Below are 15352 nucleotides of genomic sequence, written 5' to 3' on the forward strand. Positions count from 1 at the left end.
GAATTGTGCGGTGCGCCGCTCCTATGAGCACAAATTCGGGGGCGCCATCGTGAAGTGGGCGCTGACCTGAGCGGTGACACGCAGGCGCGGCGGTTCGAGATCGAGCGGCTGCGGGGGCTGGGCGGAGTCGGCGACGGCGAGGCGGCGGGTGCCGCGGTCGAAGGCCGCGCGCGGGCGCTCGGCGCCGGTGTCGGCCAGCTCGACCAGGGCCGTCAGCGAGGTGCCCAGGGCCTGGGCGTACTCCCGGGCGCGCCGCACGGCCTCGCGCGCCGCCTGCTGACGGGCCTCGCCGTGCACCGGGGAGTCGGGGCGCAGGGCCCACCAGGGGCCGTCGACCCGGGTCAGCTCCAGGTCGGCCAGCCGGGTGGTGACCTCACCCAGGGCGGTGAAGTCGGTGAACTCGGCGGTGAGGTAGACGCTGCCCCGGTAGCCGCGGACGCGCTCGCCCCGGCCCCGTTCGGCGAGCTCCGGGCTGAGGGAGAAGGCGCCCGTCGACAACTGCCGCACGGCGTCCCCGTACGACTTGAGGAGGTCGAGGGCGGCGGCGTTGCGGCGCGTGAGGTCGTCGAGGGTGGAGCGCCGGTCGCGGTTGAGGGCGCCGACCGTGACACCGATGCGCGCGGTCTCGGGCTCGACCTCCAGTTCGGCCTCGCCACGGACCACCACGAGGGGGGACTCGGGGGTGCCGTACGGACGGGTCGCATCGGTGGTCATACGTCCCACTCTGTCAGAGGTCCAGGAGTGACAGGTCGACGGCGTCGGCGATGGCCTTCGCGCCGGCGTCATTGACGTGCAGGCCGTCGCCGCTGTTGAACTCGGGACGGATCCGGTCGGGCGCCGCCGGGTCCGCCACGGCCGCGGCGACGTCCACCACCCCGTCGAAGGGGTGCCGGTCCCCGAGCAGCCAGTCGTTGACCTCGCGCCGCACGGCCTGGCCGGTGTCGGTGTCGTAGCCGTCGTAGACGGTGCCCCGGTACGGGCCGATGGTGGAGCCGATGACGGTGAGACCGGCGGCGTGCAGCCGGTCGGCGAGTGCCGTCAGGCCGTTGACCAGCTCCTCGGCGGTGGGCGGCTCGCCGGGTTCCGGGAAGGCGATGGTGCCCGGCAGGCCGAGGTCGTTGAGACCGATGTGGATCAGGACGTGGCTGACGCCCGGCTCGGCGAGGACATCGCGGTCGACGCGGGCGAGCAGGTGTTCGCCGATCTCGTCGGTGAGCAGCCGGTTGCCGGAGATGCCCTGGTTGACGATCCAGCCGCGGGTCAGCCGTCGGCCGAGCTGTGCCGGGAAGCTGTTGTCGAGGCCGGGGGTGGTGGCCGCGCCCTCGATCCAGGAGTCCCCGAAGGCGACGGCGATCCGCGTGCCCTCGGGCGCCCGGACGTCGGCGCCGATCCCGAAGTGGCCGGTCGCCACCTCCTCGGCGTCCGGCAGGGTGGTGGCGGACGTCCGGTCACCGGGCACGGCGTACCCGATGTCGTACGGCACCGCGGAGAAGGAGGTGAGTCCGGTCTCGCCCGGCAGGTAAAGGCTGACGGTGAGTTCCTGCCCGGCCGGGACGGGCCGTTCGACGGGGTCGCTGACGCGCTCCTCGCCGACGGGGACGGTGACGGCGGTGGCGCCGTCGAAGGTCAGCGGGGTGTCGGTCGCGGGGTCGATGCCGTGGCCGGTGGTGCGCCGGGCGAGGCGGGCGCCGCCGATCTCCAGGGGTTCCTTGCCGTAGCGGTTGCCGATCCTGATGCGCAGCGCCTCACCTCCTCCGGCCAGGCGCAGGGACTGCCGTACGGTCTGGTCGGTGAAGCCTCTGCTCTCGAAGAGCCGGAAGCTCTCATGGGGGTTGATGACGGCGGTGCGGTGGGCTGCGATCCATGTTGTGGTCATGGCATGGCCCAACACCACCGTCATCGGGGATCTTCCGGGGTTTGCCTGGTTATTGCCGGTCGTCCACCAGGGGTGTCAGCCGCATGGCCTGCCGGGCGGCCGGGATCCGGTGCCTCGGCCCGTCGAGTCCGAAGCTGGTGAAGGCCGTGCGCGCGGGCAGCGGGTAGGGCTCCTTTTCGGTCAGGGAGTTGAGGATGGTGGCGCTGCGCCAGGCGGCCAGGCCGAGGTCGGGGGCGCCGACGCCATGGGTGTGCAGTTCGGCGTTCTGCACGTACACCGAGCCGGTGACGGAGGGGTCGAGGACGAGCCGGAAGTTCTCGTCGATGCGCGGGCGTTCCCTGCTGTCACGGCGCAGATAGGGGTCGAGTCCGGCGAGGATGCGGCCGAGCGGGCGTTCGCGGTAGCCGGTGGCGAGGACGACGGCGCCGGTGGTGAGGCGGGAGCGGCTGCCCTGCTGGACGTGTTCCACGTGCAGTTCCAGCTGGGTGGTGGCGATGCGGCCGGCGGTGCGGACCTGGACGCCCGGGGTGAGCACGGCGTCCGGCCAGCCGCCGTGCAGGGTACGGCGGTACAGCTCGTCGTGGATGGCGGCGATGGTGTCGGCGTCGATGCCCTTGTGCAACTGCCACTGGGAGGCGACGAGCCGGTCGCGGACGGGTTCGTCGAGGGCGTGGAAGTACCGGGTGTAGTCGGGGGTGAAGTGCTCCAGGCCCAGCTTGGAGTACTCCATGGGCGCGAACGCCTCGCTGCGGCCGAGCCAGTGCAGCCGCTCGTGGCCGAGGGGGCGGTGGCGCAGCAGGTCGAGGAAGACCTCGGCGCCCGACTGTCCGGAGCCGACGACGGTGACATGGTCGGCGGCGAGGACGGTGTCGCGGTGTTCGAGGTAGTCGGCGGCGTGCAGGACGGGCACTCCGGGGGCCTCGACGAGGGGCCTGAGCGGATCGGGGACGTAGGGGGCGGTGCCGACGCCGAGGACGATGTTCCTGGTGTACGTACGGCCGAGGGCCTCGGCCTCTCCCTCGGCGTCGAGCTGGGTGAAGTCGACCTCGAAGACGTCGCGTTCCGGGTTCCAGCGGACGGCGTCGACCTGGTGGCGGAAGTGCAGGCCGGGCAGGCTCTCGGCGACCCAGCGGCAGTAGGCGTCGTACTCGGCGCGCTGGATGTGGAAGCGCTCGGCGAAGTAGAAGGGGAAGAGCCGGTCGCGGCTCTTGAGGTAGTTGAGGAAGCTCCAGGGGCTGGTGGGGTCGGCGAGGGTCACCAGGTCGGCGAGGAAGGGCACCTGGATGGTGGCGCCCGCGATGAGCAGCCCCGGGTGCCAGTCGAAGCCGGGGCGCTGTTCGTAGAAGACGGAGTCGAGTTCGGCGAGCGGGTCGGCGAGGGCGGCGAGGGAGAGGTTGAAGGGACCGATGCCGATGCCGACCAGGTCGCGGGGTGCTTCGGGCTCGTGGCGTGGGGGGTTTGGCATCGGGCTCATCGAAACGTCGTTCCTTCCACGAGTTTCAGCAGGTCGGCCAAGTCGTCCGGCCGGGTGTGGGGGTTGAGGAGGGTGACCTTGAGCCAGAGCCGGCCGTCGAGGCGGGCCCGGCCGAGGACGGCCCGGCCCTGGTGGAGGAGGGTGCGGCGTACGGCGGCCACGGTGTCGTCGGCGGCCTGGGCGGGGCGGAACAGGACCGTGCTGATGGTGGGCCGGTCGTAGAGGTCGAAGCCGGGGTGGTCCTGGACGAGGGCGGCGAACTCCTTGGCCCGCTCGCAGACTTGGTCGACGAGGGCGCCGAGGCCGGTGCGGCCGAGGGTCTTCAGGGTGACGGCGATCTTGAGGATGTCGGGGCGGCGGGTGGTGCGCAGCGACCGGCCGAGCAGGTCGGGGTACCCGGCTTCGGAGTCGTCGTCGGCGCTCAGGTAGTCGGCGCGCTGGTGGAGTGCGGCGAGGTCACGGGGGCGGGCGACGGCGAGCAGGCCCGCGGCGACCGGCTGCCAGCCGAGTTTGTGCAGGTCGAGGGTGACGGTGTGGGCGGCTTCGAGACCGGCCAGCTTCTCCTGGTGCCGGTCGCTGAACAGCAGGCCTCCGCCGTAGGCGGCGTCGATGTGCAGCCGGGTGCCGTGGGCGGCGCACAGGCCGGCGATCTCGGGCAGCGGGTCGATGAGGCCGGCGTCGGTGGTGCCCGCCGTGGCGGCGACCAGCAGCGGGCCGGACAGCGCGGTGAGGGCCTCGTCGAGGGCGGCGGGGTCGAGGGTGCCGCCCGGTGCGGGGACGACGACCGGGTCGGGCAGTCCGAGCAGCCAGGCGGCGCGCGGCAGCGAGTGGTGGGCGTTGGCGCCGCAGACCAGGCGGACGCTGCCGCCGTGCGCCTCGCGGGCGAGCAGCAGGGCGAGCTGGTTGGACTCGGTGCCGCCGCTGGTGACCAGGGCGTCGGCGAGGCCGGCCTCCTGGGCGAGGGTACGGGCGACGACGCTCTCCAGGGCGGAGGCGGCCGGGGCCTGGTCCCAGGAGTCCAGCGAGGGGTTGAGGGCGCTCGCGGCGAGGTCGGCGGCGGTGGCGACGGCGAGCGGCGGGCAGTGCAGATGGGCCGCGCACAGGGGGTCGGCGGGGTCGGCGGCGCCTTCGGCGAGGGCGTGCACGAGGACCCGCAGGGCGTCGGGGTCGCCCTCGTCGGGCAGGACGTCCCCCACGGCGTCGGCGACCCGGGCGGCCACGGCGTCGGGTCCGCCGGCCGGCAGCGGGCCGCCCCGGGCCCGGCCGCCGGCCCGCAGCGCGTCGAGGACGGTGTCCAGGAGCGGCCGCAGGGCGACGGGGCCGTCGGGTCCTGAGGCGAGGGGCGGCAGGCTCATGGGTTCTCCTCCGGGGCGCGGCGAGGCGGACGTCCGTGGGGAATTCCAGCTTGTATGGGAAGAGTCCCGCGCGTCCCGAAAGCCCGGCGATCTCAACCCGAAAGTGGTATCGCGGTGCGGGGAAAACCTTGGGCAAGGGGTGCGGGCCGCACTAACGTCGGTCGGATGACGGACGCGTGGATGATCGACGTACCGGGTGAGCGGGTGGTGGTCCGGGAGCCCGGGCCCGCGGACGAGGCGCCGCTGCTCGCCCTGTTCGAGGAGTGCGAGGACTGGTTCGTGGCGGCGACCGGGCTGCCGTCCGGGCCGGGTGACGTGCAGAGTCTGTTCTACTCGCTGCCGGAGGGGGCGAGCCCCGACGACAAGGTGCTCCTGGTGGTGGAGCGGGACGGGGTGGTCACGGGCCTGTTGGACGCCGTACGGAACCATCCCGAGCCCGGGTCGGTGGCGGTGGGCATGTTCCTGCTGGCGCCCTGGGCGCGCGGGCGGGGTCTCGGCCGGGCGGTCGCCGAGTTCCTGCTGGCGCGCGCCGAGGACACCTCGCTGGTGACGGCGACGGTCCCGCCGGGCTGGCGCTCCGGCGAACGGTTCCTGGAACGCCTGGGCTTCACCCTGGAGGCGGCCGCCCCGCGGCGGGCCGAGGTGGGCAACCGGCGGGCGGGGCCGCGCGAAGGGGACGCGCGGCGGGCGGTGCTGCGTCTGGCGCCGGCCCGGCGGACCGGCTCGGCGGAGCGGGACGGCGCCTCGTGAGCGCGGGCCGGCACGGCCCTGTCGCCGGATCGGCCCCGGGGAGCCGGTGAGCCGCCGTCCGCCCGCCCCTCGTCATCCGCGCCGGACGCGCAACGCCCTGGCCAGGTCGTCCAGTTCGTCGGCGAGCTTGCGGCGCAGGGCCGCGCTCGGCTCGGCGTCGCGCAGACAGGCCTCGCCCAGGGCGAGGTTCTCGGCGTCGACGGCGTAGGCGGGGAAGGCCCAGCGGCCGGTGGCGACGGCGATGGCGGGGCCGCGACGGGCGGCGAGGGCCACCGCGTCCTTGTAGTAGCGCGGCACGTACTCCCGTACCAGTTCACTCTGTTCGGGCTGCCAGAAACCCTGGGCGGTCGCCGTGAACAGGTAGTTCGACAGATCGGTCGAGTCGTCGGCGGCGAACATCGCCTCCCAGGCCCGGCGCTTGGCCTCGGGGTCGGGCAGGGCGGCGCGGCAGCGGGCGGCGCCCTCCTGGCCGGTGGCGGACGGGTCGCGCGCCAGCTCCGCGTCGATGGCGGCCTCGTCGGTGGCATCGAGGACGGCGAGCCGGCCGAGGATGCGCCAGCGCAGCTCGGGGTCGAGTTCCGGGCCGCCGGGCACCGTGCCGTCGGCGAGCCAGGCGGCGATGGCGTCGGGGTGGGCGGCGACGTCGATGAAGTGCCGTACGGCGATCAGCCGCAGGCCCGGGTTGTCGCCGTCCTCGGTGCGCCGGATGAGGTCGCGGCACAGGGAGGTCAGGGTGGCCAGGGCGGCCGGGCGGTCCTCGGGCGCCAGGTAGCGGTCGGCGATCTGGGCGCAGGCGAAGGACAGGACGCCCTGGACGAGGGCCAGGTCGCTCTCGTGCGGGAGGTGGGCGCGGGCCGTCTCCAGATAGGCGGCGGGCGGGAGTTCGCCGTCGCGGACCGCGTCCCTGAGGGCGTTCCACACCACCGCGCGGGTGAGCGGGTCGGGCAGCCCGGACAGGCGCGTGCGGACCGTGTCGAAGGACTCGGCGTCGAAGCGGACCTTGGCGTAGCCGAGGTCGCCGTCGTTGAGGAGGAGCAGTGCGGGGCGCTTGCCGAGGGGCTGCGGGGCGGTCTGCGGGATGTCGAGGTCGATGCGCTCGCGCAGGACGAGCCGGGCCTCGTCGGCGAGGTCGTGGTCGTAGAGGCCGACGGTGATGCGGTGCGGGCGGCTGCCCGCGCGGTCGACGGTCAGGGTGCGGGTGCCGTCGGGGGCGGTGGCCAGGCGCGGGGTGAGCGTGTCGACGCCGGTGGTGCGCAGCCAGGTGTCGGCCCAGGCGTGGACGTCACGGTCGGTGGCGGAGGCGAGGGAGTCGATGAAGTCGGCGAGGGTGGCGTTGGCGAACCGGTGCCGGGCGAAGTGGGTGTTGATGCCGGCCAGGAAGTCCTTCTCGCCGAGCCAGGCCACCAGTTGGCGCAGCGCGGAGGCGCCCTTGGCGTAGGAGATGCCGTCGAAGTTGAGCAGGGCGGCGGCGGTGTCGTCCACGGCCTCGGGGGCGACCGGGTGGGTGGAGGGGCGCTGGTCGGCGTCGTAGCCCCAGGCCTTGCGGGCCACGCCGAAGTCGACCCAGGGCTCGGTGAAGCGGGTCGCCTCCAGGGTGGTCTGGTAGCCCATGTACTCGGCGAAGGACTCGTTCAGCCAGATGTCGTCCCACCACTTGAGGGTGACGAGGTCGCCGAACCACATGTGGGCCATCTCGTGGGCGATGACCATGGCACGGGTCTGCCGCTCGGTGTCGGTGACGGCGGAGCGGTAGACGAACTCGTCGCGGAAGGTGACCAGGCCCGGGTTCTCCATGGCGCCGGCGTTGAACTCCGGGACGAACGCCTGGTCGTAGGAGTCGAAGGGGTAGGGCTCCTCGAACTTCTCGTGGTAGCGGTCGTAGCACGCGCGCGTGATGCCGAGGATTTCCTCCGCGTCGGCGTCCAGGTGGGGCGCCAGTGAGCGGCGGCAGTGCAGGCCGAGGGGCAGGCCGCGGTGCTCGGCGCGCACGGAGTGCCAGGGGCCGGCGGCGACGGCGACCAGGTAGGTGGAGATCAACGGCGTGGGGGCGGCCCGCCAGCGGCCCTCGCCGAGGTGCTCGGTGACGCCGTTGGCCAGCACGGTCCAGTCCTGCGGCGCACTGACGGTCAGTTCGAAGACGGCCTTCAGGTCGGGCTGGTCGAAGGCGGCGAAGACGCGCTGCACGTCGTCCATGAACACCTGGGTGTAGACGTACGTCTCGCCGTCGGTGGGGTCGGTGAAGTGGTGCATGCCCTCACCGGTGCGGGAGTAGCGCATGACCGCGTCCACGCACAGCTCGTGCTCGCCCGCCGTGAGGTTCTTCAGGGGCAGCCGGTGCTGGTCCAGGGTCTCCGGGTCCATGGGCTGTCCGTCGAGGGTGACCGAACGCAGCTCGGCGGGCTTGACCTCGACGAACGTCTCGCCCTCGGTCCGCGCGGTGAAGCGGATCACGGTACGGGAGGCGAAGGTCTCGGACCCGGTGGTCAGGTCGAGATCGATCGTGTAGCGGTGGACGTCGAGGAGCTGTGCTCTCAGCTGCGCTTCGTCGCGCGTCAGTACGGACATGAACGACATGCTGCCTGATGGCGCCGACAGCGCACAGGGGTGGATCGGTACACGGCTTATGTCCGGTCCTGCGCCGGGGTGCCGTGGCGCGCCTCCCGCTGGGGCGGCACCCGGCTGTCGGTGGTGGGGGTGGGGTGCGGGTGGGGCTGTCGGTCCTCCACGGCGGCCGTACGGTCCCTGACCAGGGCGCGCAGTTCGCGGATCTCCCGCTCCAGGGCGAGCCTGCGCTGGTGGGCGTCGTACAGGTACTGGACCTTGGTGCGCAGGGACCAGGGGTCGACGGGCTTGATGAGCAGGTCGGCGACGCCCAGGCCGAAGGCGGTGGCGGCCAGTTCCTGGTCGGGGCCGAAGCCGGTGAGCAGGATGACGGGGATGTGCTGGGTCTGTTCCAGGCGGCGCAGATAGCGCACCACGTCCAGGCCACTGACGCCGGGCATGCGCACGTCCAGCAGCAGGAGACCGACCTGCCGGCGGAGCACCTCCTTGAGCGCCTCGTCGCCGCTGGTGGCGTGGGCGAGGGGGTGGCCGAGGGAGACGAGGGCGCTCTCCAGCGCGTAGAGCGTGTCCTTGTGATCGTCGACGATCAGGATCCTGGCATCCGACGGCATGGCCCGACGTCCCTCCGCATGGACCACCAGCTTACGTCTCCGCTCCGCGACGGAGGGCCCGGCGGACGGCGGGAAGTGCCCGCCCGGGGTCAGTCGGCCTGGAGTGCCTGGCCGTTGAGGGTGTCCTCGGCGATGCTCTCGTGGTGCCTGATCACCTCGGCGATGATGAAGTTGAGGAACTTCTCGGCGAAGGCCGGGTCGAGCTTGGCGTTCTCGGCGAGGGTGCGCAGCCGGGCGATCTGCCGTGCCTCGCGGGCCGGATCGGCGGGCGGCAGCCGGTGGACCGCCTTGAGGTGTCCGACCTGCTGGGTGCACTTGAACCGCTCGGCGAGCATGTGGACGACGGCCGCGTCGATGTTGTCGATGCTGTCACGAAGCCGGTCCAGCTCCGCGCGCACCGCGGGCTCGACGTCACCGTTACCGGTGTTGCTGGGGGTCATGGGGCCAACCCTAAGGGGCGCGGGCGGGTCTCGGGGCGCCGGGCGCAACTCACGCGGGATCCGCGCACGGCGGCCTAGAGTGGAGAGGAGTTCTGGGCGTCTTTGGGGGTACGGACGTGGCGAACGGCGGACCGGTCGAGCACGGATTCCCGCATCTGGAGACGGTGCGGGCCGCTGTCACCGCGCTGTACCGGCGGCTGTCGTACGACACCGTCCAGACCTTCCCGGCCAGCGTGGCCCCCGCGGACGTGGCCTTCTGTGACACCGACGACCTCCATCTGGGCGCCCAGCGGGTGGCCCGTGAGCTGGTGCGGCACTTCCGGCTGCCGGACGCCCGCATGATCATCGGCTTTCGCGAGATGACCCACGCGGCGAACGTGGAACTGACGGCGGGCCCGGAGTACTTCATCGAACTGAACGACCGCTTCCGCACCCATCGCCGGGACATCGGCGCGGCTCTCGCCCACGAGGTGATGCACGTCTACCTGCACCGTCTGGACCTGTCCTTCCCCAGCACCGCGGAGAACGAGATCCTCACGGACACGGCCACGACGTACCTGGGCGCGGGCTGGCTGCTGCTGGACGCCTACCGCGAGGACGCGGCGTCCTCCCAGAAGCTGGGCTACCTCACCCCGGAGGAGTTCGGCTACGTCCTGGCCAAGCGCTCCCTGGTCTTCGGCGAGGACCCCTCCGTGTGGTTCACCAGCCCGCAGGCCTACACGGCGTACGTCGAGGGCCTGGCCCTGGCCCGCCGGGACGAGCAGCAGCCACCGCTCACCGCGGCCGGCTGGGCGGGGCGCCGCCGTTACGCCCGCGACCGGCGCCACCCGCCCGTCTCCCAGGAGGGCGTCCCCTACACCTTCACCCCGGACAGCGGCGGCCGGCTCCGGGTCTCCTTTCCCTGTCCCACCTGCCACCAGCGGATCCGGGTGCCCGTACGGGGGCGGGTGCGCGCGCGGTGCGGACTGTGCCGGACCGTACTGGAGTGCGACACCTAGGACGCTTCCGCAAGCCGTGTCATGGGGCCTGGGCCCCGTACACCGCCCCCGGCTCCTGTGCCGCCGCGAGCAGTTTCAGTGCCGTCTCGCCCGCCTCGGCCGGGGCCCAGCGGGCGCCCTTGTCGGCGGTGGGGCCCGGTCGCCAGCCCTCCATGACGGTGATCCGGCCGCCCTCCGCCTCGAACACCCGGCCGGTCACCCCGGCGCTCGCGGCGGAGCCGAGCCAGACCACGAGCGGGGAGACGTTCTCGGGGGCCATGGTGTCGAAACCGGCGCCGGGGGCCGCCATGGTCTCCGCGAAGGTACGTTCCGTCATACGGGTGCGGGCGGCCGGGGCGACGGCGTTGACCTGCACGCCGTAGCGCGCCAGTTCGGCCGCCGCGACCAGGGTCAGCCCGACGATCCCGGCCTTCGCCGCGCTGTAGTTCCCCTGCCCGACCGAGCCCAGCAGCCCCGCCCCGCTGCTGGTGTTGACGATCCGGGCCACCGGCGCGCGGCCCGCCCTGGCCTCGGCCCGCCAGTGCGCGGCCGCGTGCTTGAGCGGCAGGAAGTGGCCTTTGAGGTGGACGCGCAGCACGGCGTCCCAGTCGCCCTCGTCGAGGTTGACCAGCATCCGGTCCCGCAGGAAGCCGGCGTTGTTGACGAGGGTGTCGAGCCGGCCGTATCTCTCCACCGCGGTCCGGATCAGGGAGGCGGCCCCGCCGCTCGTGGCGACGTCGCCGCCGTGCGCGACCGCCTGGCCGCCCGCCGCCCGGATCTCCTCCGCCACGGCCGCCGCCGGGTGGTCCGGTTCCGGCGTCCCGTCGAGACCGACGCCCAGGTCGTTGACGACGACGCGCGCGCCCTCGGCGGCGAAGGCCAGGGCGTGGGCCCGGCCCAGTCCCCGTCCGGCACCGGTGACGACGACGACCCGGCCGGCGCAGATTCCGCTCATCTCACTCCTCCTCCTTCTTCTCCTCTGTCCCCGCTGTTCGGGCGGCTGTCGCGGCTGTTCGCCCGGCCGTCTCGGCTGCTCGCCCGGCCGACTCCGCCGTCGGTCCGGCCTGGTTCGCGGTCGCGGCGTCGAGGAACGCGGGCCGCTCCCCGCCCCCGTGCACGTGCAGGCTCGCCCCGCTGATGTAGGCGGCTTGCGCGGAGGCGAGGAAGACGGCGGCGGCACCGACATCCGTGGGCGCCGCCAGCCGCCCGAGCGGGACGGTGCGGGAGACCGCCTCGATGCCGTCCTCGCCGCCGTAGTGGAGGTGGGACAGCTCGGTGCGGACCATGCCGACGAGGAGCGTGTTGACGCGCACCTCGGGCGCCCACTCCACCGCCATCGAGCGGGCCAGGTTCTCCAGCCCCGCCTTGGCCGCCCCGTACGCGGCCGAGCCGGGCGAGGGGCGGCCGCCGCTGACGCTGCCGACCATCACGACCGAGCCCCGGGACCGCCGCAGGTGCGGGTAGGCGGCGAGGGAGGCGGTGAGCGGGGCGATCAGGTTCAGTTCGATCACCCGTACGTGCCGCTCGCTGTCGCCGTCGGCCAGGAGCCGGTACGGGGTGCCGCCCGCGTTGTTGACGAGGACGTCGAGCCGGGGCAGCGCCTCGAAGAAGGCGCGGACGGCGGGCGGGTCGCGCACGTCGAGCGAGGCGAACTCCACGCCGTGGAGCGGGTGTTCGGGTGGGCGGCGGGCGCAGGCCAGGACCCGGGCGCCCGCCTCGGCGAAGGCCCGGGCGATGCCCGCGCCGACCCCCCGGGTGCCGCCGGTGACGACGACGGTCCTGCCGTGCAGCGAGTTGTCCACAGGCTCTCCCGCTTGTCATCGCCGACTGCTAGCTTCGAACCCTCACCTAACAAATGTTTGGTGGAAAGGCGTTGAGTGCGAAGGTAGCTGATGCGTCCATGGGTGTCTCCACTTCGTCCCCGGAAAAGGGGATTGCGCTCGTCACGGTCGACTTCCCGCCGGTGAACGCGCCGCCGGTGGCCGGCTGGTTCGCCCTGGCCGAGGCCGTGCGCGCGGCGGGCCGCGACCCGGAGGTCCGGTGCCTGGTGCTGGCCGCCGAGGGCCGGGGTTTCAACGCGGGCGTGGACATCAAGGAGATACAGGCGCACGGGCGGCAGGCGCTGATCGGCGCCAACCGGGGCTGCGCGCAGGCCTTCGCGGCGGTGTACGAGTGCGAGGTCCCGGTGGTGGCGGCGGTGCAGGGTTTCTGCCTGGGCGGCGGGATAGGCCTGGTGGGGAACGCGGACGCGATCGTGGCGAGCGAGGACGCCTCCTTCGGGCTGCCCGAGCTGGACCGGGGCGCCCTGGGCGCGGCCACGCATCTGGCCAGGCTCGTCCCCCAGCATCTGATGCGGACGCTGTACTACACCTCGCGCACCGTGAGCGCGGCCGAACTGCACGCCCACGGCTCGGTGTGGCGGGTGGTGCCGGGCGACGGGCTGCGAGCGGCGGCGCTGGAGCTGGCCCGCGAGATCGCCGCCAAGGACGGCGATCTGCTGCGCATGGCGAAGGCGGCCATCAACGGCATCGACCCGGTCGACGTGCGCCGCAGCTACCGCTTCGAACAGGGCTTCACCTTCGAGGCCGATGTCGGTGGCGTGGCCGGCCGTGTCCGTGACTCCTTCGGGAAGGAGGGTGCGTAGGTGAGCGACAAGACGATGACCGCCGACGAGGTGGTCGCCCGCCTGGAGAGCGGCATGACCCTCGGCATCGGTGGCTGGGGGTCCAGGCGCAAGCCGATGGCCCTGGTCAGAGCGTTGCTCCGGTCCGACATCGGCGATCTCACGATCGTCTCGTACGGCGGCCCGGACGTCGGCGCGCTGGCCGCTGCCGGACGGATCCGCAAACTGGTCACGGCCTTCGTCACCCTCGACTCGATCCCGCTCGAACCTCACTACCGGGCGGCGCGTGAGCGGGGCGCCTTCGAGCTGACGGAGATCGACGAGGGGATGTTCATGTGGGGTCTGCGGGCTGCGGCGAACCGGCTGCCCTTCCTGCCCGTGCGGGCGGGTCTCGGCTCGGACGTCATGCGGGTCAACCCCGGTCTGCGCACGGTCACTTCGCCCTACGAGGACGCCGAGACGTTCGTCGCGATGCCCGCGCTGCGGCTGGACGCGGCCCTGGTGCACGTCAACCGCGCCGACCGGCTGGGCAACGGGCAGTACCTGGGCCCGGACCCCTACTTCGACGACCTGTTCTGCGAGGCGGCGGAGGCGGCCTACGTCTCGTGCGAACGGATCGTCGACACCGCCGAGCTGACCAAGGAGGCGCCGGCCCAGACGCTGCTCGTCAAACGGCATGTGGTGGCCGGGGTGGTGGAGGCTCCGAGCGGCGCGCACTTCACCTCCTGCGCCCCCGACTACGGCCGGGACGAGGGTTTCCAGCGGCTGTACGCGTCCACGCCCTGGCCGGAGTTCGCCGAGCGGTTCCTCGGCGGGGACGAGCAGGCCTACCGGGCGGCGGTGGCGAACTGGTGGAAGGAGCAGGGGAAATGAGCGACACCGAGGGCCCCCTGCCCGCGGCCACCCGTGCCGAGCACTGCGTGATCGCCTGCGCCGAGGCATGGCGCGGCGGCGGGGAGATCCTGGCGTCCCCGATGGGCCTGATCCCCTCCCTGGGAGCGCGGCTGGCCCGGCTCACCTTCGCGCCGGACCTGCTGCTGACCGACGGCGAGGCGCTGCTCGTCCGCCCGGACGGCACGGCCGAGGGCTGGCTGCCCTACCGGCAGCATCTGGCCCTGGTGGCGGGCGGCCGGCGGCACGTGATGATGGGGGCGAGCCAGATCGACCGGTACGGCAACCAGAACATCTCCTGCATCGGCGACTGGGCGAGGCCCCGGCGGCAGTTGCTCGGGGTGCGCGGGGCGCCCCTCAACACGCTGAACAACCCGACGAGCTACTGGATCCCGAGACACTCCCGGCGGGTCTTCGTGGAGCGCGTGGACATGGTGTGCGGGGTGGGGTACGACCGTGCGGCCGGCCTGTCGGGCACGGCCCGCCACCACCGGATCCCCCGGGTGGTCTCCGACCTCGGCGTGTTCGACTTCGCCACCCCGGACCACTCGATGCGGCTGGCGTCGGTGCACCCGGGGGTGAGCGTCGGGCAGGTGCGGGAGGCGACCGGCTTCGCGCTCACGGTGCCGGACGAGGTCCCGCACACACGGGAGCCCTCGGCCGGGGAACTGCGCCTGATCCGCGAGGTGCTGGACCCGGACGGCGCCCGGGAGCGCGAGGTCGCGCAGGGGGCGAGGAGCTGATGGAGAGCGCGCTCACCCGGCTGGTCGGGGTCCGCCATCCGATCGTGCAGACGGGGATGGGCTGGGTGGCGGGTCCGCGCCTGGTGTCGGCGGCGGCGAACGCGGGAGCGCTCGGCATCCTGGCCTCCGCGACGATGACGCCGGACCGGTTGCGGGCGGCGGTGCGCGAGGTCGCCGCCCGCACCGACGCGCCGTTCGGGGTGAACCTGCGCGCGGACGCGGCCGACGCCGGCGACCGGGTCCGTCTGATCATCGAGGAGGGGGTGCGGGTGGCGTCCTTCGCCCTGGCGCCCTCCCGGGAGCTGATCGCCGAGTTGAAGGCCGCGGGGGTGGTCGTGATCCCGTCGGTCGGGGCGCGGCGGCATGCCGAGAAGGTCGCGGCGTGGGGCGCGGACGCGGTGATCGTGCAGGGCGGGGAGGGTGGCGGGCACACCGGCGAGGTGGCGACGAGCGTGCTGCTGCCGCAGGTGGTGGACGCGGTGGGGATACCCGTCGTGGCGGCGGGCGGCTTCTTCGACGGGCGGGGTCTGGTCGCGGCGCTGGCGTACGGGGCGGCGGGGGTGGCGATGGGCACGCGGTTCCTGCTCACCTCGGAGTCGACGGTGCCGGACGCGGTGAAGGAGAGATACCTGGCGGCGACGGTCCGGGACGTGACGGTCACCCGGGCGGTGGACGGTCTGCCGCACCGGATGCTGCGCACGGACCTGGTGCGGGCGCTGGAGGACTCCGGCCGGACACGAACGCTGTTCCGGGCCCTCCGCCGGGCGGCCGGATTCCGGAAGCTGTCGGGGCTCACCTGGCGGGACCTGGTGCGTGACGGGCTCGCCCTGAGGCACGGCAAGGAGCTGTCCTGGAGTCAGGTGCTGCTGGCGGCGAACACGCCGATGCTGCTGAGGTCGGCGATGGTGGACGGGCGGACGGACCTCGGGGTGATGGCGGCGGGGCAGGTCGCCGGGGTGATCGACGACCTGCCGTCGTGCGCGGAACTGGTGGAGCGGATCATGAAGGAGGCGGAGGAGGTGCGGCGGAGACTGGCGGCCGTGGGGTGAG

The 15352-nt window shown here is 73.2% G+C and carries 15 protein-coding genes; 6 read left to right on the forward strand and 9 right to left on the reverse strand.

Going from position 1 to position 15352, the window contains the following annotated elements; all coding sequences use genetic code 11:
- Positions 1-21: 21 nt before the first annotated feature.
- Genes ACFYMM_RS04605 through ACFYMM_RS04620 form a run of 4 tightly spaced genes read right to left on the reverse strand, consistent with a single transcriptional unit; the run spans position 22 to position 4705 of the window.
- Positions 22-714: an SIMPL domain-containing protein gene (locus ACFYMM_RS04605; RefSeq protein ID WP_388383776.1), complete on the reverse strand. Its 693-nt coding sequence runs from the start codon at positions 712-714 to the stop codon at positions 22-24.
- A gap of 13 nt (positions 715-727) precedes the next feature.
- Positions 728-1876, reverse strand: a complete 1149-nt coding sequence (locus ACFYMM_RS04610; protein ID WP_388383777.1) for a GDSL-type esterase/lipase family protein — start codon at positions 1874-1876, stop codon at positions 728-730.
- A gap of 49 nt (positions 1877-1925) precedes the next feature.
- Positions 1926-3350: a lysine N(6)-hydroxylase/L-ornithine N(5)-oxygenase family protein gene (locus ACFYMM_RS04615; protein ID WP_388383780.1), complete on the reverse strand. Its 1425-nt coding sequence runs from the start codon at positions 3348-3350 to the stop codon at positions 1926-1928.
- Positions 3347-4705 carry a pyridoxal phosphate-dependent decarboxylase family protein gene (locus tag ACFYMM_RS04620; RefSeq protein WP_388383782.1) on the reverse strand — a complete coding sequence of 453 codons (1359 nt, stop codon included), beginning with the start codon at positions 4703-4705 and terminating at the stop codon, positions 3347-3349. Before ACFYMM_RS04620 ends, ACFYMM_RS04615 begins: the two co-directional genes overlap by 4 nt.
- 165 nt (positions 4706-4870) lie before the next feature.
- Here ACFYMM_RS04620 and ACFYMM_RS04625 point away from each other — a divergent pair, with 165 nt between their 5' ends.
- Complete coding sequence (locus tag ACFYMM_RS04625; RefSeq protein ID WP_388383784.1) at positions 4871-5455, forward strand: GNAT family N-acetyltransferase; 585 nt, start codon at positions 4871-4873, stop codon at positions 5453-5455.
- Between the two features lie 72 nt (positions 5456-5527).
- Here the strand turns inward: ACFYMM_RS04625 and pepN are convergent, their stop codons facing one another.
- The 3 genes from pepN to ACFYMM_RS04640 form a co-directional block, all read right to left on the reverse strand.
- Positions 5528-8020 (reverse strand): aminopeptidase N, encoded by a 2493-nt coding sequence (pepN, locus tag ACFYMM_RS04630; RefSeq protein ID WP_388383786.1) that lies wholly within the window; start codon positions 8018-8020, stop codon positions 5528-5530.
- Positions 8021-8076: 56 nt separating this feature from the next.
- Positions 8077-8628, reverse strand: coding sequence for a two-component system response regulator (locus tag ACFYMM_RS04635; protein ID WP_388383788.1), 552 nt, complete (start codon positions 8626-8628; stop codon positions 8077-8079).
- 89 nt (positions 8629-8717) lie between these two features.
- Entirely contained in the window at positions 8718-9068 is a 351-nt protein-coding gene (locus tag ACFYMM_RS04640) for a chorismate mutase (protein WP_388383790.1), read from the reverse strand.
- 116 nt (positions 9069-9184) lie between these two features.
- On the opposite strand from ACFYMM_RS04640, the gene ACFYMM_RS04645 reads away from it, so the two are divergent.
- The gene (locus ACFYMM_RS04645; protein ID WP_388383792.1) at positions 9185-10066 is read left to right on the forward strand and encodes a hypothetical protein; all 882 of its coding nucleotides are present in this window, start codon (positions 9185-9187) and stop codon (positions 10064-10066) included.
- A gap of 19 nt (positions 10067-10085) precedes the next feature.
- On the opposite strand, the gene ACFYMM_RS04650 is transcribed toward ACFYMM_RS04645, so the two are convergent.
- Positions 10086-11000, reverse strand: coding sequence for an SDR family oxidoreductase (locus ACFYMM_RS04650; protein ID WP_388383793.1), 915 nt, complete (start codon positions 10998-11000; stop codon positions 10086-10088).
- A 1-nt stretch (position 11001) separates the two neighbouring features.
- Entirely contained in the window at positions 11002-11847 is an 846-nt protein-coding gene (locus tag ACFYMM_RS04655) for an SDR family oxidoreductase (protein ID WP_388383796.1), read from the reverse strand.
- 98 nt (positions 11848-11945) lie between these two features.
- Here ACFYMM_RS04655 and ACFYMM_RS04660 point away from each other — a divergent pair, with 98 nt between their 5' ends.
- Genes ACFYMM_RS04660 through ACFYMM_RS04675 form a run of 4 tightly spaced genes read left to right on the forward strand, consistent with a single transcriptional unit; the run spans position 11946 to position 15351 of the window.
- Positions 11946-12689, forward strand: coding sequence for an enoyl-CoA hydratase family protein (locus ACFYMM_RS04660; protein ID WP_388383798.1), 744 nt, complete (start codon positions 11946-11948; stop codon positions 12687-12689).
- Positions 12690-13541, forward strand: coding sequence for a CoA transferase subunit A (locus tag ACFYMM_RS04665; RefSeq protein ID WP_388383799.1), 852 nt, complete (start codon positions 12690-12692; stop codon positions 13539-13541).
- Complete coding sequence (locus ACFYMM_RS04670; RefSeq protein WP_388383801.1) at positions 13538-14302, forward strand: CoA-transferase subunit beta; 765 nt, start codon at positions 13538-13540, stop codon at positions 14300-14302. Before ACFYMM_RS04665 ends, ACFYMM_RS04670 begins: the two co-directional genes overlap by 4 nt.
- Positions 14302-15351, forward strand: a complete 1050-nt coding sequence (locus ACFYMM_RS04675; protein WP_388383802.1) for an NAD(P)H-dependent flavin oxidoreductase — start codon at positions 14302-14304, stop codon at positions 15349-15351. The genes ACFYMM_RS04670 and ACFYMM_RS04675 overlap by 1 nt, the downstream gene beginning before the upstream one ends.
- The last annotated feature ends 1 nt before the right edge of the window (position 15352 follow it).

It is taken from the genome of Streptomyces sp. NPDC006739 (genome assembly GCF_042869815.1).
Classification (GTDB): domain Bacteria; phylum Actinomycetota; class Actinomycetes; order Streptomycetales; family Streptomycetaceae; genus Streptomyces.